This window comes from Longispora urticae (assembly GCF_053902585.1).
The window spans coordinates 197338-219155 of the sequence record NZ_JAQZSH010000022.1 but is presented as its reverse complement, the minus strand read 5'-3'; the positions used below and the strand labels follow the sequence as shown (position 1 = coordinate 219155).

The window sequence follows — 21818 nt, the reverse complement described above, 5'->3', positions numbered from 1 at the left end:
CCTGTCGGGGGGTGCTCTTCCGTTGGTCCTGCTGCGTGGGGGTGCAGTAGGCGTTCCGGTGCGCCTGCCCTAGCCGAAGATGCCGCCACCCACGAACCGGTCAACCACGGCCCAGCCCAGGGAGAACAGGACGCAGCCCGTCATGCCAGCCAGGCCCAGGGACATGAAGGCGTTCATGCGGGGGTCGTCCACCTTCTCCCAGCCGGGCCGGGGGCGCAGCTCCTCGACGGGGGCAGTCTCCCGCGCCTTCTCCAGGGCCTTCAGCGCCTTGGCGGCCTCCCGGGTGGCCGCGTTGCGGGCCTTGTTCGAGGCCTTCACCTTCTTCCTGGCGGCCTTGCGGGTCGCCCTGGTGGACACGTGCCGCTTGGGCTCCGGTTTGGGATCAACGATTGCCCAGAAGTCCGCATCGTCCGCGAACGGGTCGGTCGGGGTTTCGGGGGTGTCGGTGACGATGGGGATTGCCTGTGTCACGTCAAGGTCAGTGGGCACTGTTCGCCCCTTTCTTGGTGGAGGCTTCAAGAATCCTTTTCAAGCACGGGTCGCATAGTAAAACCGGCTTGCCGTCTGGCAATTTCAGATCCTGCGTTAAAACCGTTCCGTCGCTGCATTCCCCACATTCACTGTCGTTACTCATCTTTTGCCCCCCGGATATGAAGAGAGGCCCCGCATTGGGTTCGGGGCCTCTCAGTTCATGTAAACCTAGAACCCTGTGTTGGTAGTCCAGTAGGCGCACCAGCCGCCACAGTTGGTGCCGTACAGGACCACATTGTGGTCATCCTGCAAGGTGAAGTAGGGGTTCTGAACCCCGGCCGTGTACGACTGCCACAGGACCGTATTGGTCCCGAACTTGTAAATCACCAAGTTGCCGTTGGACTGTTTCTCCCAGCGGGCGCCGACATTGCCGTTGGTGCCGCTCGCCCAGTAGACGTAGTTGTCACTGGTGGCGTACAGAACAAGGTTGCCGTCCTGCTGCATGACGAGCTTCTGGAACCCGTTGTTGAACAGGCACGTCGAGCCGCCGGAGGCCGTGAACGTGTTGTTCGTGGACCACCCGTTGACGCCGAACCAGCCGTACAGGTTCCAGTTCGTGTTGTAGCAGTGCGTCTGGCCCGGGTCGGGGTAGGCCATGAGCCCGGAACCACACGGATTCTTGTCGTGCCCGTACCACTCGGGCTTGGGCTTCCCGCTGGGTGCCGGCTTCGGGTTATCCGGGGTGCCGGTGGTCGCCGGTACCGGCTTGACCGGCGAGGGGGTGACGTCGGGAAGGGTGCTGTACGCCCGACCGTTGTACGCGGTGGTTGGGGCCGGTCCAGCGGTGGGCTGGTTGGTCGGGGGCACCTCCGTGGGCCGGTTGGTGGGCCTGGTGGTGACCGTGGGCGCGGGCCTGGGGGGCTCGGCCGGTCCGCTCGTCGACGGAGCTGCCGGGACGGAACAGGCCGCCGGGGTGCCAGGGCTGGCGTCTCCGCCTGTGGGCAGGACGCTGAAGCCGATGGCACTAGCCGCGATGACAGCGGCGGTGCTTACGGCTCCGATGAGGGTCTTTAACAACTTGGTCATACCTCCTTCAACGATCGATCTTGGTCAGTAGGAGAGATACGCGACGACGGACAAGGTGATGAAGCACCCTGCCGCCATGCCGAGAGAGAAGAGGAACAGTGAACGACTGACATGAAGTACGTACTGCAAGTGCACGAGCGTGGATCTCCTAGCGAGCCCTGAGGGTTGGTGGTCTTACCTCGACCCCGAACCGATCTCCGCAGCCCTGACGCAGCTCGGCGGCTTTAGCAACCGCTTCGGGCTTAGTGCCGAAGAAACGGGTATCGGTGGGGGTCTTGGTCGGATCGTCAAGCGAGTACTTGACGGCTAGCCACATGTACGTAGGACGCATGGCCGTACTCCTGCGGGGGAGGGACCCCCGGGTGACCTGGCGGGCTTACATCTTCGGGTGGCATTCGCCGCTGGAACCGCCCTCTTCGGCCCGCTAGGCCCAACCCCGGGGGTCAGCTTCTTGCGGGGGTTGCCTCAGAGCGAGATGAGGCACGTGCAGGCCCCGGGCTCGCAGACCTCGGGCTTCACGTCGGGCAGGTCGGCGTCGTCTTCGTCCTCACCCGTGGTCAGGTAGATGGGTCTCATGGTTGTGTCACCTCCTTCGGTGGTATGACCTAGGCTGGCCAAGCTCGTTCGGTTTCAACCTGACTGCCCGGGGTGTGCCTCCGGTCAACCTGGCCGCTTCACCGCTTGTGATCTTGGTAGTGCGCTAGGTCACAACTGTAGGACTCCAGACTGTAGGACTACAGACTAGGGTGTCAAGGGTCAACACGCGCCAGAGTCAGCCCGCCCGGCTCGGCACGATCAGCAGAGACATGCAAGGTGAGGGGCGGTAGCCTCAGGTCATGGCAACCGTGAATGCCAGGCGGCTCGGGTGGCTTCTCCGAAGCGACCGCGAGGCCATAGGCCTTTCCCAGCTCGACGTCAGTAACGAAACTGGCATCTCGCAGACAACGCTAGTCAAATATGAGAATGGTGGTGGCGTAGGTAGCGCGAGGGTATTGAGAGAACTCTGCGACCTCTATCAAGTCACTGAAGAACGGCGAAGGCTACTCGAAAGCCTCCGGTTACGCGGGAAAGAAAAAGGTTGGTGGGCTGCTGAGCCTTGGTCCGGGCTCGTTTCGCCAGCACACGAGTTGCAATGCAGTTACGAATTAGAGTCACATCGGATTCTGCGGTACAGCCCGAACATGATTTACGGCCTATTCCAAACCCGCGAGTACGCAACGGCGGTAACGGGCGGTCCCCTGAGCGACCCGGCTACGTTGCAGGACCGGATAGAATTCAGACTTGCACGGTGGAACGCGGTACGAAACCGGGTCACCCCACCCGACATAGTCACCGTCATTGACGAATCCGCACTACTCCGTCCGTTCGGCGGGCCAGTAGCAATGCATGGCCAACTCTCGCACATGCTGCACTTGCCCGAATGGGTGGATGTAAGGATCATTCCTCTTAACAACCCATCAATTACGGGAGGCATCGGATTCGCGCTATTTGAGATCGACGGCGAAGTAACAGCATCGGAAGACAGTTCCATTGCTGCGATTTACTACGAACGTGCGGACCAAATAGAGTCCGCGCAGGCGACCTTCAACCACCTGTTGAAATGCGCACACTCGGCAACCGATTCCCGACAGCTAATCAGCAGCACAATGGAAAGGCACTACCATGCTTGAGTTCCGCAGGTCCAGCAAGAGCACGAATGGGGATGGTGCCAACTGCGTGGAGGTTGCCACCAATGACACGGGCAGGGCGCATGTCCGGGACAGCAAGGACGTTACCGGCCCGGTCTTGGTGTTCACCGCCGCCGACTTCCGTACCTTCACGTCCGGGCTCAAGGCAAACCAGATCTAAGCCCGGCTGAGGCCCCACCCTTCACGGGGTGGGGCCTCTTTGCGGTCTAGGCACGGGTGTACGTCTCGAACACCTCCCGATCCGCTGTCAGTACCTCCACCTTGTCCACGACGCCGCTGGACAGCGCCAGGAGGGCATTGCTCCGAACCGCGTCTTCATCGTAAAGACTGGCCGTTGTCTGTGGCTCCTGGCCGTCCCTACTGAACCGCAGCCGGATGAACATCGTGTTGGGTGGCGTGGGCTGAATATCAGCCTTGATTTCCCTCATCGTGTTACCTCTTTCTGTCTGCCGAGACACGAAAAGGCCCACCCCCGGCTTGCGGGATGGGCCTCAATGAATCAGGGCAGTGCTATTTGTCTTTCAGGCCGTCCAAGTAGTTGCTGAGGGCCTGCTTTGCTTCCCGAACCTTGCTTACGGACTCCTCGACCCGGCGAGTCAGGAACTCGCGGTGACCTTCTTCCGTCTTGGCTGCCGCCGTGAACCGGGCCTGCCAGTCGTGGTAGGTCTCGCTGGCGTTCACCCACTGTTCGGCCAGGAACATGACTTCCGCGTGATCGTCCTCGCTGAACGGCACTAGTCCTCTTCCTTGTTCAGGTCCACCCACTGGTAGCCGAACACGTCGGGGTCGAACACCTCAAGCAACCGCTGACCCTTGGCGTCATCGTCGCCCATCAGTTCGACCACCACGCCCGGGTTGGCGTCACCCCCGGGCAACCGAACCTCCCGGATGACGAACCCACAGTGATCCTCGGGAAGAATGAGCATGTTCGCGGGGTCACCCACTTCCATGCGCTGGCCGTACTCGTTGTGCAGATCCCAGTCGGGTTCCACCTGTTCCCCTTTCTGCGTCCTGACAGGACATGGGTCGGCACGGACCTATTGGGTGTCCGTGCCTCACCAAATCATGTCAGTACTAGCCCTCTAGGTCTTCGAGGAATCGCCACAGTTCTTCCACGAGGCATTCCAGCCGGAAGTCCCCGCTGTCCCCGTTGCGGGCTTCCACGTACATTTCTAGCTGTGCGGCGAGTTCAGACAACTGCACCTCATCAGCGTTGCTGATGACATCGGCCATGTCGGCTTTCTGAACCCGGACGTAGTTGGCCATTGTTCAGGCTCCCGAATCTTCTCTTGGCTTGCGCATCACCCGTCCCCGCATTGCCGGGAACTGCGGCAGCTCGGGATTTATACTCCCCGGAAGTGGACCCATGTGCAGGGTCGACGGCTTGAAACCTTCCCCGACGAGCATCGGATACCACACGTACAGGAAAGCAATGGCCTCGAACGGGACCCACGAGCTTCCCGCTTCAAGGCGCAGCCGGTAACCCATGCCGGGCTTCCCGTCCTTCACGTCGACTCGGTCGACGCTCACCCCGTGCACCATGTTGCCGTTGTGCATCATGAACGCGACAGGTCGGCCCTCAAGGGCAATCAGGTTGGCGCCCTCTTCCCAGTCCCCGCCAATGCGGAGCGTTTTCGGCTGGTTCACCTGGCCCCCTTCTCCCTGGCCTTGACCACGCACTTTTCGAGTGCCTGCGTCAGGGTCAGATCGTAATACCCCTGAGCGTTGCGCCAAACCCCGTCCGGGTCTGGGCTGGTCTCGGTCACCATGTACTTCCACTGGTACTCGGAAAAGTCGTTACAGACGACCATCCACCGGTTAGGGGCCATGGAAAACTGTTCCGGAAGGGGCACGGCGATGACCACAGTGCGACCGCTGACTGTGACGGGCTTTTCACGGTGCCCGTCCTCGCTGTCTCCGCAGTGCCTGCACTGCCACGGCCTACGGGAATGCGCCGAGAATTCGTGCTTCTCCACTAACCTGCCTTTCTTTTGACTGAACAGGTCAGGCAAAGCTAATCGCCCCCCACGATTAGCCCTCCCGTGTCTTGTTCAGGCACCCGGTTCGACTTCAACCCACTCGCCCAGAACCCAGGCCTTTGCCGTTACCTTGACGGTGGCCTCATTATGCCACGTCTGTGCATTCTCTACAGTGAAGGGCACCGGCGACTTCTTACCCCGGTTGACCTCCACTTTGCACGTGTTGCAGTGCCACCACACCCCATCCTTTTCCAGGAACAGGCCTACTTCATGGTCGGCACCGTGCATGTCTGTGACGACAATAAGCGCGTTCACTCTTCCCCCTCCTCGAACATGTTCAGGGCCGTCTTGCCGGCCGCCATGTGGTTGATGGGCGAACCGGCCTCCAGGTCCCGGCCCTGCGTCAAGGGCTCACCCTCACCCGCCGGGTTGTCCCAGATGCGGTACCCCCAAAGGCCGGGGTACTCGTCACCCACGTACCCGCCCCCAACCTTTTCCACCTCGATCCACACCTCGCCGTAAACCCTGCTGTCGTACTGAAAAACGAAGTCGGGTTCGAAATCACGAAGGTCCGTGTACATTTTCGTATTCCTTTCCTTTGACTAAACAAGTCTGGCAAGGCTCACCCACAAAGGTGAGCCCTCCCGAGTCCCGCTCAGGCGCAATCGAACCACGTTTCGAACACGGGCCAGAAGTTCTCCAACGTCTCGTCCCCCACGCACAGCTTCGCAGCCATGTCGGATGCCGTACCGAACATCTTGAAACCGTTCTCGTCCTCCCACCCGTAGTGGTCCCACAGGAAACCCGCCAGGCGGTACCTCTCGGCCAAGTACTGGCGGTAAACCTCCCGGTAGGATTCGTTGTGCGTTCCCGACCGCTCCTCGACCTGAGCCATTGCGGCGTACGCGTTCTGTCCGATGCCGACCATGGACAGGATCGCGTCCTTAGCCTGCTGCTTGTTCATCGCCATTTCTGTTCCTCTTTCCATTGGCTGGACAAACCAAAGGCCCAACAAGCCCTTGCGGGTATTGTTGAGCCGAAGAATGCACAGACAGAACTAGCGGGTTACGCCTCTTCCCCGTCTATGATGTTGACGGACCGGTAGACATCGTCCCCGTCCACCACTCCACACGAGAGACGCTTGTGCGTCAGGTCCCGACCGGTAGTGAAGGCCAGCAGGTACGCCTTTTTCGCAGCCTCGACGTGCGAGGCAGCCTCAATGTGGAATGTGGGCAACTGATGACCGTTCACTTCCCACGTGTCTTCATAGCGCCACGATGCAATAGCCTGCACTTGATACATGGCCCTACTCCCGCCCTCTCGGCCCGAACTTGTCGATGAAACGCTTCGACTCGTGAATGGGACGCCGGTAAAGGGTGTCCCCACCGGGGCCGAAGAAGCGCTTAGCCTGCCGTGCCTGGTCAGGGGTCAACCCGGAAGCCCAGCATTTCGAGCTGCCTGCCCAATTGTGGGCACCCATTGCACCGTTACGCAGAATGAAGGTCTTGCGCTGGCATCCCCCTGAGGGGCAGTACACAAACGGCTTCTCTTTCATTACACCTCCCTTGATCTGAACAGATCAAAGAAGACTCATCCCCCGGAAGGATGAGCCCTCTTGTGTCCGGTTCAGGTCCGGGCCTACCTAGGCCGCCTTGGCGGTAGCGAACGGGTCGGCCACGCTCGCCGGGATGGAGCTGGACGGCTTGACGGACTCCACCGACTCCACGCCCAGGGCGGCCTGGACCAACGACAGGGGGGCGTGCGTCGTGTCCCTGTCGACCGAGACCTGTCCCTGTCCCCCGGCCATGAGGGACTCACGGAGCTTCGTCGCCGCCAACCGCTCGTCAAGAGCCTTGCGCCCGATCTCGACCATGTCCTCCGCGAGCCTGCCCGTTGCCTTCACCTTGTGCCCCAGCTCCTTCAGGATGGCCCGCAACTCCGCGTTGTTCCACGTGCCGCCCGTACCCGCCGGGGGCGCACTGACGGGCTTGTTGTTGCCGACGACGGCCGGGGTCACCTCGCGGGACAGCTCCCGGAACTCCTTCATGGTCATCTCGTCGGCGCACTCCTCGTGCAAGTCGATTTCCGTCCAGCCCTTGGCCTTGCTGCCGCTACGGGGCGACACGTAGCCCTCCTCGACCTCCATGGGGAGCGTGCACTTGTCGCACTTAACGTTCGTAACGTGCTTGGCGTACACCTCGCGGGTCGTTTCCTTGGTGCTCACGATCGGCCCGTCGAACGTGTCCCGAACGGTGGTCGTGATGTACTGGAGACGCTTGCCACCGGGAACCTTGATGAGCATTTCATTTCTCCTTTACCCTTGTCCGTTCAACTGCTGAACAGATCAAAGAAGGCTCACGTCCCATCAGGGAAAGTGAGCCCTCTTGTGTCCCCTTCAGTCAATTAGCCCACCAATGCGGGCAGCTATCGAGTTGTTCGGGCAGTTGTCGTCATGCCCCGTCGGGTCGAGGTAGGGCGTTTCGCAGGCCCAGCAAGCCACCCAACACACCGGTACCGCATCGAGCCAGTACACGTAGCCGACCCCACGCCCGTCGAATAGGCGCACAGTTCCCCTCTCAGTCACCTTGTCATTGACCACGAACGTGTCGGTGTACTCGCCACCGGTCATCATTGCCACAGTCATGCCCAGGATGACCTTGTCCGAATGCATCATCTGAACGTCCACTACCGCACCACCAGCACAAGGAACAGCCCACACGTGCAGTAAGCGGAGACTGCGAGCTGACCAGCCAATTGCACGAAACGGCGAGACAGCATCCTGTCGAAGGCGTCAATCATCTTGCCGAGCATTTAAACCACTCCTCCACTTGCTTTACATTGAGACATTGCAGCCCCATTGTGGGACACATCCAATATGGGACCGCCGTATAGGTCAGCCCAGACTTTTCGCGCCGTACGCATCAACCAAGCTCAGAAACGCACCCCAAGATTTGGGAGTGGGAGCTACGTAAGGGAAGCGCACACGAGCAAATTAGATATGCCCCACCAAAGAACAACAATGCGACTAAACCGGAGCTGCGCTATGTCATCGCACAGTCAACCCGCTTAGCCCCGCCACGCACTCTTGCCACTGAGTCGCGCTTTAGGTCATCCCCGTGAGAAGTGGCTACGTCATCCCGACGCGTTTTCTCCCCCGGGGGATTTGGCTCTATCCGCTATTGAGTTCTCAAAGAACTAGTGCCCCGGTCGGGTTGCCTTTCGAGCTATCTCCCGGGCCTTGCCGTAGTGCCTTCCTCCTTCTCCCTGATCTCCGGTGGCTCTGACGCTTGCCTGAGTGGCTTAGCGGAGCGCTTCCGGGCCTTTCGATTTCCCCGTGTCGCTTGTTCAGCGGCACATCAATATGAGAACACACGTGGTCCGGTTGTGGCAACACTTGTGGCCACAGATTTTCAAGGGTGACGGTGCGGAGGTAGAAGGAAGACGCGCGCGGTACGGCACAGACCCTGATCCGTCAATAGGCCAAAGATCCGATACGGAAATAGCCGAACGGTCAGCCGATACATGATCAACCCGGAAAGGCAACCACCTCAATACGGGCACAGCGGGCGATGTCCAGAATGCTAGGACAAGCAAAATGAGGGCCTAAAACAAAACCCGAGAGGGAAGGGAAGCAGCAACCCCAGAAAGGCCGTCCACGTGGCCCACAGAGCCCATATCGACAATACGTAGCAGTAACGTCACGCCACCCAAGCCAGGCACCCCGGCGCACCCAAGCTAAGAGGATTAGTCTGCGCTTGTGAAGGAATTCACAAGGTGCCCGTGATCCGGCTGTGATCAGTGATATATGACTGAACGCGCGTTAATGCCGATACAACTGCATGTATTGCGTGGGCACATATATGCATTATTCACATACCCGACCCAAATGGGGCAAGCTCCACATTTCTGAATGGGTGCGTACCACATCGTAAGCTGATTCTTGGGGGGTACCCAATGAAATGTGGACACATGCGGACCGACCCGACCCTTTTAACAAATCGGACATCACAGTATAATATATCGACTCGTAAATTTCCTATAATTCTGATCGAGCGTTGTGGATGCGTGTACCCGTCTACGCGTGCCCCTGGTGGCCGTTGAGCTCCGATTCGGACATAGACGCCCCTGATGTGAGATGGCCCCTGGGCTGCGCCTCTGGAGTGTGACGAGGATCACACGAGGGGTGCGTGTTCTATTTTGGCGAAAATCCCCGTGTGAAACGCGTAAGGGTAGAAGGGTATTTTTCTCCCCGTGGGTCGCCGACAAGCGCGACGGGGAGGGGGGATAAAGGGGGGTGGGGCTCCGGCCCTTCCTCCTGGCCCAATTGGCCGGAAGAGCCTAGAAGCGATTCCGGCCAATTCTTACTCCTGGTATTACTAACCTCCCTTCGGTCGGTTAGTAAAGGGAGTGCCGCTGAAAACACTAATGGCCCGTCGTCGCTTTGTGGGCGACGCGGGCTAATTGAGTGAGAGCCTTGACCGAGCGGGTTTGTTCAGTGGAATAAGCCAGGGGGCTACGAAGCTCCACTCTTAGGTTGCGCTCCTCCGCCCCGAATAGTTGGCGGTCAAGGGAGCTGAGAATTGCGCATCACACCATAGGGAACCCGGCTGGCCGAGTGGGGATCACTCCACGGATTACTCCCCGAAGTCGGCCGGGTCAAGGGCAGATTGTTGCAGCGCGAGTTCTGGTCACCCGTCGCGGTGACCTCGCGCATGGAGGGTGTGTGGTGCACATGGTGCAGGTCCGCATAACGCAGAACGGCAAAACCGCCGGCAAGAGAACACCAGTCGGTGATCTGAAAAAGGCCGTGCTGATGTACATCGCTAAGGGCGAGTCGGTGTCTGCCGCCGTTCAGCGTGTCGGCCGGACAATGCAGGCCTACGCTCTCTGGCGCGGAAATGACCCTGAGTTTGCTGCCCGGGTTGACGCCCTCCGTAAGGGCGTCAAGAAAGAAGTCCCCGACTTCCCCGAATTCTGCGAGAAGTATCTGGGCCAGAAACTGTGGTGGCATCAGTTGCAGTGGTTCGACATGCTTGAAGGACGCCCGCCCCGGGATTTGCACCCGGCGCAGACGTACGAAGAGGGTGAGCCGAACTATCTCCTGATCAACACCCCGCCTGAGCATGCGAAGTCGACATCGATAACCGTCAATTACGTCACCTGGCGCATTGCGAAGGACCCGAACATTCGCGTGGTCGTGGTCAGCAAGTCCGCAGACATGGCCAAGCAGTTCCTGTACTCGATCAAAACGCGGCTAGACCACCCCAAGTACAACCGGCTTGCCCAGGACATTGGACCAGTCGGCGGCTGGAAAGAAAATGCCGCCATCTGGTCATCGGATCAAATCTACCTCGGTGGAGACGAACGCGACTCCGGCGAGAAGGACCCCACAGTACAGGCCCTGGGTATTGGCGGGCACCTGTACGGGGCCCGATCCGACTTGATCATTCTTGACGACTGCGTCGTTCTTTCAAACGCCGCCGAGTATGAAAAGCAACTCCGCTGGGTGCAGCAGGAAGTCATGACCCGACTCGGGCCGTCCCAGAAACTCCTAGTCGTCGGAACCCGAGTTGATTCGATCGACCTTTACCGGGAGCTGCTCGACGGGGAACGCTACCCCCTCGGCGTCTCGCCCTGGACCTACATGAAGTCGCCGGCCGTGCTTGAGTTCGCGGACGACCCGGCCGACTGGGTAACCCTCTGGCCGAAGAACTCGGTTCCGTGGCTCGGCTCGAAAGACGTCCCCGGGGAAGATGGGCTCTACCCCCGCTGGGACGGGAAATACCTGGCCAAGCGCCGGAACGCCCTCGACGCCAAAACGTGGTCCATGTGCTACCAGCAGATGGCCGTCAGCGAGGACGCCATCTTCTCCCCGGAGCATGTTCGTGCCGCAGTCAACGGAATGCGTTTCTGCGGCAAAATGAGCCCCGACACTGGTGTTCCCGGAATCCGTGAGCGCGGCATGGAAGGCCTCTACGTCATTGGGGGCCTGGACCCCGCCATGACGGGGGACACGGCCATGGTGGTCCTCGCCATCGACCGGCAAACGTCTCAACGCTGGGTCCTCGACGTGCAGATCCGCACAGCCCCAACCCCCACGTGGATACGCGAAACAGTTAAAACCCTCAGCGACTCCTACGGCATTCACGAATGGCGAGTTGAGAAGAACGCGTTTCAGATCTTCCTCACCCAAGACCCCGAATTGAACAAATGGCTGGGGTCAAGGGGCATTATCCTCGCGGAGCACTTCACAGGCCGAAACAAAATGGACGTTGAATGGGGCGTTGCCTCAATGGCCCCGCTATTCAGTCAGAAGCTGATTAACCTTCCGTCTACGCGTGCCGAGCCCGTTCGAATGCTCGTGGACCAGCTGATTACGTGGCAGCCGCAGACCAAGGGTAAAACGGATGCGGTTATGGCTCTCTGGTTCGCTGAGATCCGTGCACGAGAGTTGGTCATTGCGGCAGGTAATAAGCGTGAGCACAATTTTGCACCTAACCGCTTCCTCACTAATCGCGGGAAGGCTCAGCAAATCGTCGTGAACTTGAATGACTTTGCGGCGGTCCAGATGCAGAGGTGATCCCATGGCACTAGGCCCAACGGGTGTTTTGAAGAAGTGCCGTGACCTCCAGCGGCGCTATGCCGCAACCGATCAGGTGTGGCGGGACGTAAAGACGGTTCGCCAGGGAAACATGCATCTCCTTTTCCCTGACTTGGCGGTCGAGGGGCTTGAAAAGCCGATCATTGCTAATTTCGTGGACGTATGCGCCCGCGACTTGGCGGAGCTGATTGCCCCTCTTCCGGCAATCAATACGTCGTCTGCGTCTATGTCTTCGGACTCGGCTAAGAGGTTTGCCGATAAGAGGTCGAAGATTGCTCGGAACTATTTCCAGCATTCCCGCCTTGATGTGCAAATGTTTATGGCTGCCGACCAGCACATTACTTACGGCGTCGGTGTGTTCATCATCGAGCCTGACTTTAAGAACAAGCTGCCCCGCATCACCGTAGAGGATGCGATGGGCGGCTACGCGGAAGTTGACCGGTACAACCGGATCATTTCTTACACGCGGCGCTACTTCAGCGAGGCCGATAAGTTGGCCGTTCAGTTCCCGGAGTACGCGGATCAGATCATGCGTGTGGGAAAGTCGGGCCAGTTTGGTGCCCGGGGCCAGGTCGAGCTGATCCGCTACATGGATGCCGACCAGGTCAGTCTCATGATGGTGGCCGGCGAACCCGTGTTTCTGACCTCGGCTGAGAACAGACTGAAGGAATGCCCGGTTGTTCTGGCCCGTCGCTGGGGCCTGGACAACGAGGACTATCAGGGCCAGTTCGACAGCGTGATTTATGTCCAGCAGGCCCGCGACATTCTCAGCAAGTTGAACCTGGAAGCGATCACTAAGGCCGTGCAGGCTCCCATCGCTATTCCTGCCGATGTGCAGGAGTTCGCCATGGGGCCCGATGCTCGTATTCGGAGCAACAACGCCAAGGACATTCACCGGGTGGATTTGAATATCCCCCCGTCCGCGTTCCAGGAAGAGCAGCTCCTACTTAATGAAATGCAGCAGGGTGCGCGTTACCCGGCAGCTCGGCAGGGAAACCTGAAGGCTTCCATCATTACCGGTAAGGGCGTTGAGGCTCTGACCGGAACCATGGACACGCAGGTGAAGGCGGCGCAGCAGTGCTTTGCTGAGGCCTTTGAGCGCATCATTGCGATGTGTTTCAAAATGGATGAGCTGTATTGGCCGGACACGGTCAAGAACGTCCGTGGTACGCAGAACGGCACCCCGTTTGAGATTGACTATTCCCCCGCTAAGGATATCAAGGGTGAGTATCATTCTTCGGTCATGTACGGTTTTGCTGCCGGCCTCGACCCGAACCGTGCCGCTGTGCTTCTCCTCCAGCTTCTTGGTGCTGGTGCTATTTCTAAAGACTTTTTCATGCGGCAGCTCCCGTTCGAAATGGACGTCACGAGCGAGCTGAACCGCATCACTCTTGAAAATACCCGTGAAGCCCTGATGCAGGGTGTTTACGCGTATGTGCAGGCTATTCCGGCCATGGCACAAAGCGGCATGGACCCCTCAGAAGCCGTTATGAAACTCGCTGCGATCATCCACGGGCTTCAGAAGGGTAAGGCGATTGAGGATGTGGTCTCGTCTGCGTTCGCTCCACAGGTCGATACAAGCCTGGCTCCTGCGCCACCCCCAGGGGGCGAAATGGGTCCGGGCGGGCCTCCTGGTACTGGCCCTGGCGGCGATTCTATGGGTGGCCTTGCTGGTGGGCTTTCTCCTTCTGGTCTCATGCGTGGAGTCCCCCAGGGGCAGGCTGGCATGGCACCTGGTGGGCGTCCTGATCTCCAAGTCATGGCAGCCGGACTAACGGGTGCCGGTAAGCCTTCAATGTCTGCGTCTGTGCTCCGTCGTCGGGGTACTGGATAGGAGTAACCATGTCCGACATGAATCCCCTCCCGGGTAAGTCCAAGGAGGGCACTTGTGCTTCTTCGGCCCCGACTCCGGCCCCTTTCCGTGGCACTTCCCCGGGTAGTGGCGACCCGACCGACAACGTGACCATTCCGGGCCGTGTCGACTACGGCATTACGACCAAGAACACCCCGGGCACCCCCGGGAACAGTGGCGCAGCGAACAAGGTTGCGCATCCTCAGGGGAATGCGGGGGCGTGATGACTTTCGCCAAGCGGGCCTTCCTGAAGGCCGTCACAACCTTTTCCGCGTCCCTGGCGTCTTTCCTGACTGCCAACGCGACGGGCCTTTTCAATGTTGATTGGAAGATGGCTCTTTCCGTCTCGGGTTTTGCCGCCCTCCTGTCGGTCCTGGCGGCTATCAAGAAGCTCGACCCGGAGGCTGAGGGTTAGGGGTATGCCGATGACTGACGAGGACGAGGATTCCGTCACGCCTCTGCCTGTGAAGTTCTCCCCGTGGAACGCGGCCTGGATTGTTTGCAGTTTCGCTGAGAATCTGGCCGCTACCGTCGAGGACTTCTTTTCTGATTTGGGCCTCCTCTGTGGGGCTCATGCACGCTGGGAGGCCGACCGCACAGCTTTTGCTGATCGCACTAGAGCGGATATCGAAGCTCTCCCTTAGCGAGAGTGAGGCACCTTTTCGGGGGTGCCTCACTGAAAAAGACTTTAGCGAAAGACTTTATCGGGGGTGGTCGTGATGGCTGGACGCGGCGGATATCAGGCCCCGGCTCACCCTGCCCCCGTCTCCCCGCCCGGTGCTCTGTCCCAGCGCACTGACGGCGGACCCGGGCAGCCTGTTCGGTCAATACCGAACGCCGAATACGGGGAACAGCAGACTTTCAGGTCCGACCAGCAGGGTGCACCCATGGCTCAGGCCGCCGCGCCTGGCGGCGGTGGAGACCCGGCGATGATGTCGGCCGAGCTGTCCCGGGTGGTCGGCCTCGACGCACCCAGTCAGCGACCAGGGGAGCCGATCACCTCTGGGGCCGATGCAGGCCCCGGCCCGGACATGGCTTCCCTCGCTATCGATGACCCGGCGACCTTGGCCCGGTACCGCAACCAGCTCCAGACGATGGAGCTCCTTGCCAACATGCCCGGCAGTTCGCCGGCTCTGCGCATCTATGTGCGCGCTCTGCGGGCGGTGGTCTAGGTGGGGATCGGTAGCTGGTTCTCGGACATGTGGAACTACTTCGATGAGAAGGCGGAGTTCAAGCCGCAAGAGCAGCAGCAGGGCATCGGCGGTGTCACTGACTTTGCCGGTATCTCCGCTGGCGGTTTCGACTTCGGCGGCTACTCCCGGACCAACGCGGAGAAGGCCGCCCCGAAGATCGCTGCGGGTGTGGAGAATGGTTTCCTGTCGGGCCTGGCGGCGTACCGGGACATTCTTGGCAGCGTGGGAATGCTGTCTACCATGTCGGCTGGTGCGTCGCAGCCTATGTTCCGGGATTCCCGTACTGGCGAGATGCGCCGTGTTGACTCCGGCTGGGATTCGTTCTCGCGGGGTGTGGGCGAGCTGGCCGGTTCGGCTGGTGGATTTTTTGAGGCTGGAACGACGCTGATTCCGGGCGGTAACGAAATCATCGAAGCAGACAACTGGCTCTACCATGACGTTTTCTCGCGGGCTCTCGGGACGTACGCGTTCGCGGCTAAGGCCGGTTGGGACTCGGGTAACCCGTTTGCTCTGCCGTCGCTTGTGGCTACTACGGACTGGGAGACGTGGCGCCAGGCCTGGAATGACACGCGTAAGGCCTCTTGGGGCCAGGCGACAACGTATCTTCTGGGTGGTGCTGATCCTCGCACCATCGAGGGCAAGATGAGGTATGTGGGTAACCCGCAGACGGCTGAAGGCGCGGGTTGGGAAAAGTGGATGTCGGGCTCGATCGACTTCGTGGGCAATATCGCCCTAGACCCGTTGAACCTTGCCCCCGGCGGCCAGTTGAAGAATGTCGGGAAGCTGAAGGTTGGGGCGAAGTTCCTCAACTCGGCAGAGGGCATCGCTATGCGGGAAGCCTCGGCTGGCTCCGGTTCGTACGTGGACCGGCTTCACGCCGTTGCCGCCGCTGCGCCCAGCTCTGAGCATTTCCGCCTTGCGACGATGCCGGCCACTACTAAGGGTGCCCCGCTGTCTGTGCTCCTGACGGACGCTGCGAAGAACGGCACCTACAGCGACTTTCACAATATTCTGATGGCGTCGGTGGGTGACCCCGATGCTCTTGCCCGGTTGGCTTCTGAGTCTTCCCGGTATGGCTACGCCATGTCCCGCAAGTACGGACAGAGCGCTTTGAATGAAGCGACTCTCCGCAATGGCCTTTCGCAGGCCGCTACGGACATGAGCCTTGCCCAGGCGGACACCGCTACTCGGGCTCTCCTCGACTCGATGGTGCAGGACGGGTATGTGCCGGCGAAGGTTCAGGGTGCCCTTGTTGGCCAGTACATGCCGGACCCGGGTAAGTGGGGCCAGCTCCGTGCAGGCTTCCAGTACTCCGTTATGGACGTGTCTTACCTGGGGGCTGATGACGCGAAGGCCCTGAGTCAGGTTGTGACGGGCAAACTCGGCCCAGTGGGTAAGGCTGTAGCCCCGGGCGTTGAACTCGGCGCTAAGGCCATTACAGCGGGCCTGAACGTGGCTGGGAAGATCGCTGTCAAGGCCGTCAAGCTCGGCATGCCCAGTCAGGGCTATGCGAAAATGGTTGACCTGTACGACGAGACCAACACAGTCAACTACGTCCGGTCCAACTGGCAGAGAAGTGGCATGTCCCCGGAACAGGTTGACTTCTGGGTGAAGAAGTACGCGGAAGCCGGGAGCCCGCTGGCCCGTAAAGAGGCCATTGAGATGGGCGAGGGCGCAGCCCTCCAGTCCATCGCCGCTAAGCACGGTTGGACCAAAGCTCAGGTTGAAGAGGTCATTCCCCAGATTGCGGCCCGCAGGGCTTCCCTGTCGTCGGCTCTGAACTCGTCGCGGAAGTACCTGCCGGCCGAGCTGCGCAAAATCGCGCAGCAGTATGTCAGGGAAGGCAACTACGCGAAGGCCGAGTTGGCGAAGAAGTACGCCCAGGACGTGGAAGACAAGATTGCCTCCGGAGACCTGCCGCATAGCTACCTGGTGGCAAATGACCCGGACATGAACCCGCTGTTGATGCCGACCCGCAAGCTCAAGCTTGATGTTGGGGAAGCCAACCGGCCCGTGCTGGAATCTCAGCTCACCGAACAGGTTCCGATGACGGACTGGCGGGGCTTCTCCGCCCAGCTCGGTTGGCTGCGTCGGGGTACGCCCGCGCAGCCGTGGGACACCCTTGGGGACAAGGCACTTGCTACCGGCAACCGGGCTGTCGGCACCGTCACGACGGGACTCGTCAACAATGCGGACCGTGTTACTCAGGTGTGGAAGAACCTTGCCTTGACCCGGTTCGCTCAGTTGCCGCGCAACCTTTCCGACGACCTTCTGAGGGCGTCTTTCAAGTGGTCTGGCTGGCGGTTGCTGGCCGACGGGGTTACCGGTGTTAAGAACGCTGCCCTGAATCGAACCCGGGACTTGAAGACTCTCGGGGAGCGTCGGCAGGAACGGAAGGCTATCAGGGCCAAGGACAATGATTGGTCCACGATCGAGAACGTGCCGGCCAATGCGGTTGCAGCGGCTCCCGGTAACGTGATTCTCGGTGGTGACCTTTCGTACAACAAGGCTCCCAGGCGTGAAGCTCCCCCGATTGGTGGCGCCCAGCATGTTGGGGCTCCGACGATGACGAAGGGCACCTCCCAGCCGACGACGCAATACAAGACGTACACGGCGGCGTTTGCGGATGGCGCCATGCCTCTAGACGTGTACCTGAACTCTGTCGAGTTCCACGGGGTCCACATCGGGGATCTGCCTTTCGAGGAAGCCACCTTCTTGCAGGCCTACCAGGATGCCATGTCCGCTACCACGGACGTGGCGAAGGCCAAGCAGATTTCCCGCACCTATGTGCACGCGATGACGGACCTTGCCATGTGGCGCATGGGTAAAGACAAGTACCGTCAGCCGCAGTGGCAGCAGGAAATCTTGGATGACCTGACTAACCGGACCATCAAGGGCCAGCAGGGAAAGACCGGTTCGGATCTGCGGGGCTCAAACATTGTGGACCCGTTCACCGGCCATGAGCCCAAGTTTGACGGGCAGCCGACCGATAACTTCACCCTTTCGAAGTCTCGGCGGTTCAGGCTTCATCCGGAGGGCAATCACCTGTCCACCGACAACCTGTATGACTATGTGGTTGCGAACGCCGATGACCTGCTACGGCCGGACACGCTTCTCTACATGCGGCACTCTCCGGACGGGTCAGTTTCCCTGTCCATTGCTACCGCTAAGCGCAAGCTCCTGGACGAGAAGCACGCCATTAAGCCATCCGCGTCGCACAGGTATGCGACTCGTACCAAGGACTGGCAGACGACGGGTTCAACCGGAGTGACCCTTCACACCGCTGAGGGGCCGGTCAAGTTCGAGGGCGCTTTCGAAGGGCAGGACGGCCAGCAGTTCCGGGCTCGTATGCAGGCCCGGGGTCGTGACGACAACTACGCCTCGGAGTTGGCCAACACCCAGGTTCAGCGCATGGTCACTATGGCTGGTGACGGGTGGCAGACGTACACCCCGGAAATGACCGGGTACTCTGCCGCGCTGGAACGGGCTATGAATCGTCAGATCGCCAATGACACCTTGGGGAAGAAGTTCTTGCGGGGCGAGTTGCAGACCGTTGACGACGCTATTGACTGGATGGAACGCACCCCAGCCGGGCGGGCCTACGTGGACCGCATGGGGCATGAGGAGTCGAACTACACTCAGCGTCCCTCGACCGTGAAGGCCATGGTTGACCGGTACTTCCCGGCGGCCGACACCCCGGAGGGCCAGGCCCTGAGGGCTAAGGCTCTTGACGGTACGGCTGAATACCGTGACTTCGTCAAGGTGATCCCAGAGGGTGAGCCCATGCCGCAGGTGCATGGTGCGTCTATTGACTACTCGATGGGCAACGGCCCCTTTGTTGAGATGCTGCGCAAGTTCGCGGACAAGTTCACTAGTGAGTTCATGGACAAGCCCATGGACCGAATCAGTCGTTTCCCTGCGGCGTCGGAGCGGTATCAGTACCACCTGAAGGAAGGCGTCGACAACGCCGACTTCTGGGCTTCGACCAAGGGCGAGACGTATTCGGCTGAGGCTGTTACGAAGATTCAGGCCCATGCTCGGGATATGGCGATGGCGGACGTCAGGCACTTGTTCTATGACACGACGTTCCGCAGTGACCTTGCTTCCTCGACTCGGTTCATCATGCCGTTCTCCTCAGCCATTCTGGACAGTGCCAAGACCTATGGGGAATTGGCGTTGAACAACCCGCTGAAGGCCATCCAGATTTACAACTTCTGGCAGGCACCGGAACGCAACGGCATGATTCAGGACGAGCATGGAAACCTGCTCATCGTCAAGGATGGTGAAGAGCATTGGTACGCCATGGAGAACGGGCAGCAGGTCGAGATCGACAAGGGCCTGGTTGGCGAGTCCCGCTATGTGCACATCAACCTGCCCGACTCGCTCGGTAGGCAGATGGGCAAATGGCTGTACGGGGTGGACGTCAAAACCCCGGTGCTCATCAACAAGGACAACCTGAACGTGTTCCTGAATTTGCCGACGGCTGGCCCGATGGTGGCTTTGCCCACGGCGTTGTTCCTGAACTCCAACCCGGAGTTCAGCGACAACGTGATGATTAACAAGTTCATCCTCCCGATGGGGCCTACCGCTAGTCCGTGGACGTCGGTTGCCCCTTCAACGGTGCGGACGGCTTGGAACGCCTTCAGTGAAGATGACGACCAGTCGAACAAGATGCAGGCTCTTGCCATCTATCAGGCGGAGTTGGTCGAGTACTCGCGGGGTACCAGGAACAAGCCTCCGACCATTCAGGAAGCCACGGCCCTTTCGGCTCACATGAAATGGCTGCGGTTCATGGTCGCTTTCGCTTCTCCGGCCTCGACTCAGTTCAAGTCGCCTTACCAGCCGTACATTGACTCCTACCGTCACTACCAGGCGTCGTATGGCCGTGAGGCCGATGCCCGGTTCTACCAGGACTACGGCAAAGAGTTCTTCGGATTGACGATGGCTGCGAGCAGAAACATTGCCGGAAGCCCAGCAACGATGAACTCTTTCAAGGGCTACCAGAAGTACGCGGATCTGGTTGGAAAGTACCCGGAGTTCGCCCCCCTGATTGTGGGGGCCGATGGTGCTGGAGAGTTCAACCGGAGCGTCTATAACTGGCAGCTCGGCCAGCCCATGACGAAGGGCTCCGACGTCCGGATGCGGCAGGCAATGACCCTGTCGGAGTCGGTAGAGGATTTGCAGGTACGTCAGACGTGGATGCGGTACGGCAAGCTTCAGGACGCTCTGACGAATGAGTTGGCTGTCCGGGGTTTGAAGACGGTCAACGCTAAGGGCGCTGAGGACTTGAAGGGCCTTAGGGATAACTGGGTGATGAAGTTCAACACCTGGGTTAACCCGAGTACGGGCGCTGAGGAAGTGTCGCCCTGGTTCAAGGACTACTCGACCTCGGACCGCAGCAAGCAGCTCTCAACGATGCTTGCCATGAAGGGCATTGCCTCGGACACGACCCTACTTCAGCGGGACGACATCCGTGGTCTCTCTGACTACTTGCAGGCCCGCCAGTCGGTGCGGGACCAGATGAACGCCTACGGCTACAAGGCTTTGGATTCGAAAAAGGCGGCTTGGCTGCGGCAGGAGTGGGAAGTTACCCGCTTCGGCATTGTGGAAGCCAACACGGCTTTCGGTGCCCTGTATCACCGGTGGCTTTCACACGACGATCTGACAGTGGACTAAGGGGGGTGGCGTATGCGCGAAGCGCTAGACAAGGGCCTAGAAAAGCCAGGCCCGGTCAAACCGCCACCCCCACCCCCGCCCGACGCGGCGGAGGAGACAGCTCAGGACGTACTCAACCGGAAGCGACAGGCCCCGCCAGTCCCTCCGCCCATCGTCCAGGACGAGCCCCCGCCGCAGGCCCCGGGCTGGCAGAGGCCCCGTGGTCTCCTCGACGACGAACCCAAGCCGAACACGCCCGTGGACCTGGCCAAGGGGCCGCTGTCCGACTACGAAAAGAAGAGGCTCCTAGCGGGCCTCTACGGGGAACGCCGCCGCCAGGGGTCCATGGGTGACCCCACGGAGCGGGCTTTGAACGAGGGCGACTACATCGCCTATGCGGAACCGGGCGGCACAGTCCAGTATCTGACGTTCAAGGACTACAAGAAGAAGCTTGAAGCCGGCCAGCTTACCCTGACTCAGCGGCAGACAGCCGAGATTCTGGATAAGGATTTCGTGGCCCGTCGCAAGCGGGAAACGAAATGGGTCGACTCGTTCGGCAGGCCGCTGAAGAACCCCCCCACTATTGGCGGTTCGACCCCGGACTCTCCGGAGTTGTCTCAGGCGACCCTTGACGCTGCGGCTGACGCGGGTGTTCCTATCGGGGTGTCAACTTCGGATGTTCTCCAGCCCGGCCAGTATGTGGTGTGGGGTGAGGAAGACGATCCGATGTTGCCGGGCGTTAAGCGCCGGGTGATGATGCTGTCCAAGGACGCGAACATGCGCGTCGTTGAGCTGTCCCCGCAGGAGACGGCGCAGCTTCAGATCGTGTTGAACAATCCTGTCACCGGTAGGCCGGACGCTGACATTCTGAAAGCTTGGGATGATGCGGTGAAGTTGGCGCAGCGTTTCGCGGCCACCGGGCAGCCCGTCACGGTACGGGAGCTGTTCCTAAGCAACATCAGGGCCAAGGCGGAATCGAATTACCGCTCCGGTTCGGGCGGGTATGGCGGCGGTGGCTATGGCGGGGCTCCTAAGGCTGTCATCTCGGACAGCTACGCCAAGGCTGCTTTGTCGGCTGGCATGATGAAGATCGCTGGCCGTGAGCCGACCAATGCTGAAGTCTCTTCGTTCAGGGCCAAGCTGCAAGCTGATTGGGACTCTGGCGCACAGCCCGACCCGTCCCAGATGGCTATTGACTGGACCCGGGGCAACCTGGGGGCCGAGTCGTCCTCGACGGCGACGACCAACTACATGGATTCCATTATGAGCCTCATGGGGCCGGCTGCGAGGTGA

General features: G+C 60.2%; 22 protein-coding genes. 8 read left to right on the top strand and 14 right to left on the bottom strand.

The window, feature by feature from the left end:
- Positions 1–69: 69 nt before the first annotated feature.
- Together PT931_RS13625 and PT931_RS13620 are read right to left on the bottom strand one after the other, a co-directional pair.
- Positions 70–471 carry a hypothetical protein gene (locus PT931_RS13625; RefSeq protein ID WP_456246090.1) on the bottom strand — a complete coding sequence of 134 codons (402 nt, stop codon included), beginning with the start codon at positions 469–471 and terminating at the stop codon, positions 70–72.
- 228 nt (positions 472–699) lie between these two features.
- Positions 700–1557, bottom strand: coding sequence for a hypothetical protein (locus PT931_RS13620; protein WP_456246089.1), 858 nt, complete (start codon positions 1555–1557; stop codon positions 700–702).
- Positions 1558–2393: 836 nt separating this feature from the next.
- On the opposite strand from PT931_RS13620, the gene PT931_RS13615 reads away from it, so the two are divergent.
- Positions 2394–3227, top strand: coding sequence for a helix-turn-helix domain-containing protein (locus PT931_RS13615; RefSeq protein WP_456246088.1), 834 nt, complete (start codon positions 2394–2396; stop codon positions 3225–3227).
- Complete coding sequence (locus PT931_RS13610) at positions 3220–3405, top strand: DUF397 domain-containing protein (RefSeq protein WP_456246087.1); 186 nt, start codon at positions 3220–3222, stop codon at positions 3403–3405. Before PT931_RS13615 ends, PT931_RS13610 begins: the two co-directional genes overlap by 8 nt.
- Positions 3406–3451: 46 nt before the next feature.
- Here the strand turns inward: PT931_RS13610 and PT931_RS13605 are convergent, their stop codons facing one another.
- From PT931_RS13605 to PT931_RS13550, 12 genes are all read right to left on the bottom strand, one after another.
- On the bottom strand, positions 3452–3673 hold the full coding sequence (locus tag PT931_RS13605) for a hypothetical protein (RefSeq protein ID WP_456246086.1): 222 nt from the start codon (positions 3671–3673) through the stop codon (positions 3452–3454).
- 82 nt (positions 3674–3755) lie between these two features.
- Positions 3756–3980: a hypothetical protein gene (locus PT931_RS13600; RefSeq protein WP_456246085.1), complete on the bottom strand. Its 225-nt coding sequence runs from the start codon at positions 3978–3980 to the stop codon at positions 3756–3758.
- Positions 3980–4237, bottom strand: coding sequence for a hypothetical protein (locus PT931_RS13595; RefSeq protein ID WP_456246084.1), 258 nt, complete (start codon positions 4235–4237; stop codon positions 3980–3982). Before PT931_RS13595 ends, PT931_RS13600 begins: the two co-directional genes overlap by 1 nt.
- A gap of 82 nt (positions 4238–4319) precedes the next feature.
- Positions 4320–4511, bottom strand: a complete 192-nt coding sequence (locus PT931_RS13590) for a hypothetical protein (protein WP_456246083.1) — start codon at positions 4509–4511, stop codon at positions 4320–4322.
- Between the two features lie 3 nt (positions 4512–4514).
- Positions 4515–4892: a hypothetical protein gene (locus tag PT931_RS13585; protein ID WP_456246082.1), complete on the bottom strand. Its 378-nt coding sequence runs from the start codon at positions 4890–4892 to the stop codon at positions 4515–4517.
- Entirely contained in the window at positions 4889–5221 is a 333-nt protein-coding gene (locus PT931_RS13580; protein ID WP_456246081.1) for a hypothetical protein, read from the bottom strand. The genes PT931_RS13585 and PT931_RS13580 overlap by 4 nt, the downstream gene beginning before the upstream one ends.
- Positions 5222–5296: 75 nt before the next feature.
- A complete protein-coding gene (locus PT931_RS13575) occupies positions 5297–5539 on the bottom strand; it encodes a hypothetical protein (protein WP_456246080.1) in 243 nt (80 codons plus the stop codon).
- Positions 5536–5805: a hypothetical protein gene (locus tag PT931_RS13570; protein ID WP_456246079.1), complete on the bottom strand. Its 270-nt coding sequence runs from the start codon at positions 5803–5805 to the stop codon at positions 5536–5538. Before PT931_RS13570 ends, PT931_RS13575 begins: the two co-directional genes overlap by 4 nt.
- A gap of 74 nt (positions 5806–5879) precedes the next feature.
- Positions 5880–6194, bottom strand: coding sequence for a hypothetical protein (locus PT931_RS13565; protein ID WP_456246078.1), 315 nt, complete (start codon positions 6192–6194; stop codon positions 5880–5882).
- Between the two features lie 95 nt (positions 6195–6289).
- Entirely contained in the window at positions 6290–6526 is a 237-nt protein-coding gene (locus PT931_RS13560; protein WP_456246077.1) for a hypothetical protein, read from the bottom strand.
- 340 nt (positions 6527–6866) lie between these two features.
- Positions 6867–7526, bottom strand: a complete 660-nt coding sequence (locus PT931_RS13555) for a hypothetical protein (protein ID WP_456246076.1) — start codon at positions 7524–7526, stop codon at positions 6867–6869.
- A gap of 93 nt (positions 7527–7619) precedes the next feature.
- Positions 7620–7910: a hypothetical protein gene (locus tag PT931_RS13550; protein ID WP_456246075.1), complete on the bottom strand. Its 291-nt coding sequence runs from the start codon at positions 7908–7910 to the stop codon at positions 7620–7622.
- A 2037-nt stretch (positions 7911–9947) separates the two neighbouring features.
- On the opposite strand from PT931_RS13550, the gene PT931_RS13545 reads away from it, so the two are divergent.
- The 6 genes from PT931_RS13545 to PT931_RS13520 all read left to right on the top strand — a co-directional run bounded on the left by PT931_RS13545 (position 9948) and on the right by PT931_RS13520 (position 21818).
- Positions 9948–11804: a hypothetical protein gene (locus tag PT931_RS13545; RefSeq protein WP_456246074.1), complete on the top strand. Its 1857-nt coding sequence runs from the start codon at positions 9948–9950 to the stop codon at positions 11802–11804.
- Positions 11805–11808: 4 nt separating this feature from the next.
- Positions 11809–13659: a hypothetical protein gene (locus PT931_RS13540; RefSeq protein ID WP_456246073.1), complete on the top strand. Its 1851-nt coding sequence runs from the start codon at positions 11809–11811 to the stop codon at positions 13657–13659.
- Between the two features lie 241 nt (positions 13660–13900).
- A complete protein-coding gene (locus tag PT931_RS13535; protein WP_456246072.1) occupies positions 13901–14092 on the top strand; it encodes a holin in 192 nt (63 codons plus the stop codon).
- Between the two features lie 472 nt (positions 14093–14564).
- The gene (locus PT931_RS13530; RefSeq protein ID WP_456246071.1) at positions 14565–14849 is read left to right on the top strand and encodes a hypothetical protein; all 285 of its coding nucleotides are present in this window, start codon (positions 14565–14567) and stop codon (positions 14847–14849) included.
- Complete coding sequence (locus PT931_RS13525; RefSeq protein WP_456246070.1) at positions 14850–20546, top strand: hypothetical protein; 5697 nt, start codon at positions 14850–14852, stop codon at positions 20544–20546. It begins immediately after the preceding gene.
- A gap of 348 nt (positions 20547–20894) precedes the next feature.
- Positions 20895–21818, top strand: a complete 924-nt coding sequence (locus tag PT931_RS13520) for a hypothetical protein (protein ID WP_456246069.1) — start codon at positions 20895–20897, stop codon at positions 21816–21818.

Coding starts and splice junctions, on each gene's coding strand:
- PT931_RS13620 (WP_456246089.1), bottom strand. CDS start 1,557: ATGACCAAGTTGTTAAAGACCCTCATCGGAGCCGTAAGCACCGCCGCT.
- PT931_RS13615 (WP_456246088.1), top strand. CDS start 2,394: ATGGCAACCGTGAATGCCAGGCGGCTCGGGTGGCTTCTCCGAAGCGAC.
- PT931_RS13610 (WP_456246087.1), top strand. CDS start 3,220: ATGCTTGAGTTCCGCAGGTCCAGCAAGAGCACGAATGGGGATGGTGCC.
- PT931_RS13605 (WP_456246086.1), bottom strand. CDS start 3,673: ATGAGGGAAATCAAGGCTGATATTCAGCCCACGCCACCCAACACGATG.
- PT931_RS13590 (WP_456246083.1), bottom strand. CDS start 4,511: ATGGCCAACTACGTCCGGGTTCAGAAAGCCGACATGGCCGATGTCATC.
- PT931_RS13570 (WP_456246079.1), bottom strand. CDS start 5,805: ATGTACACGGACCTTCGTGATTTCGAACCCGACTTCGTTTTTCAGTAC.
- PT931_RS13565 (WP_456246078.1), bottom strand. CDS start 6,194: ATGGCGATGAACAAGCAGCAGGCTAAGGACGCGATCCTGTCCATGGTC.
- PT931_RS13560 (WP_456246077.1), bottom strand. CDS start 6,526: ATGTATCAAGTGCAGGCTATTGCATCGTGGCGCTATGAAGACACGTGG.
- PT931_RS13555 (WP_456246076.1), bottom strand. CDS start 7,526: ATGCTCATCAAGGTTCCCGGTGGCAAGCGTCTCCAGTACATCACGACC.
- PT931_RS13540 (WP_456246073.1), top strand. CDS start 11,809: ATGGCACTAGGCCCAACGGGTGTTTTGAAGAAGTGCCGTGACCTCCAG.
- PT931_RS13535 (WP_456246072.1), top strand. CDS start 13,901: ATGACTTTCGCCAAGCGGGCCTTCCTGAAGGCCGTCACAACCTTTTCC.
- PT931_RS13530 (WP_456246071.1), top strand. CDS start 14,565: ATGGCTCAGGCCGCCGCGCCTGGCGGCGGTGGAGACCCGGCGATGATG.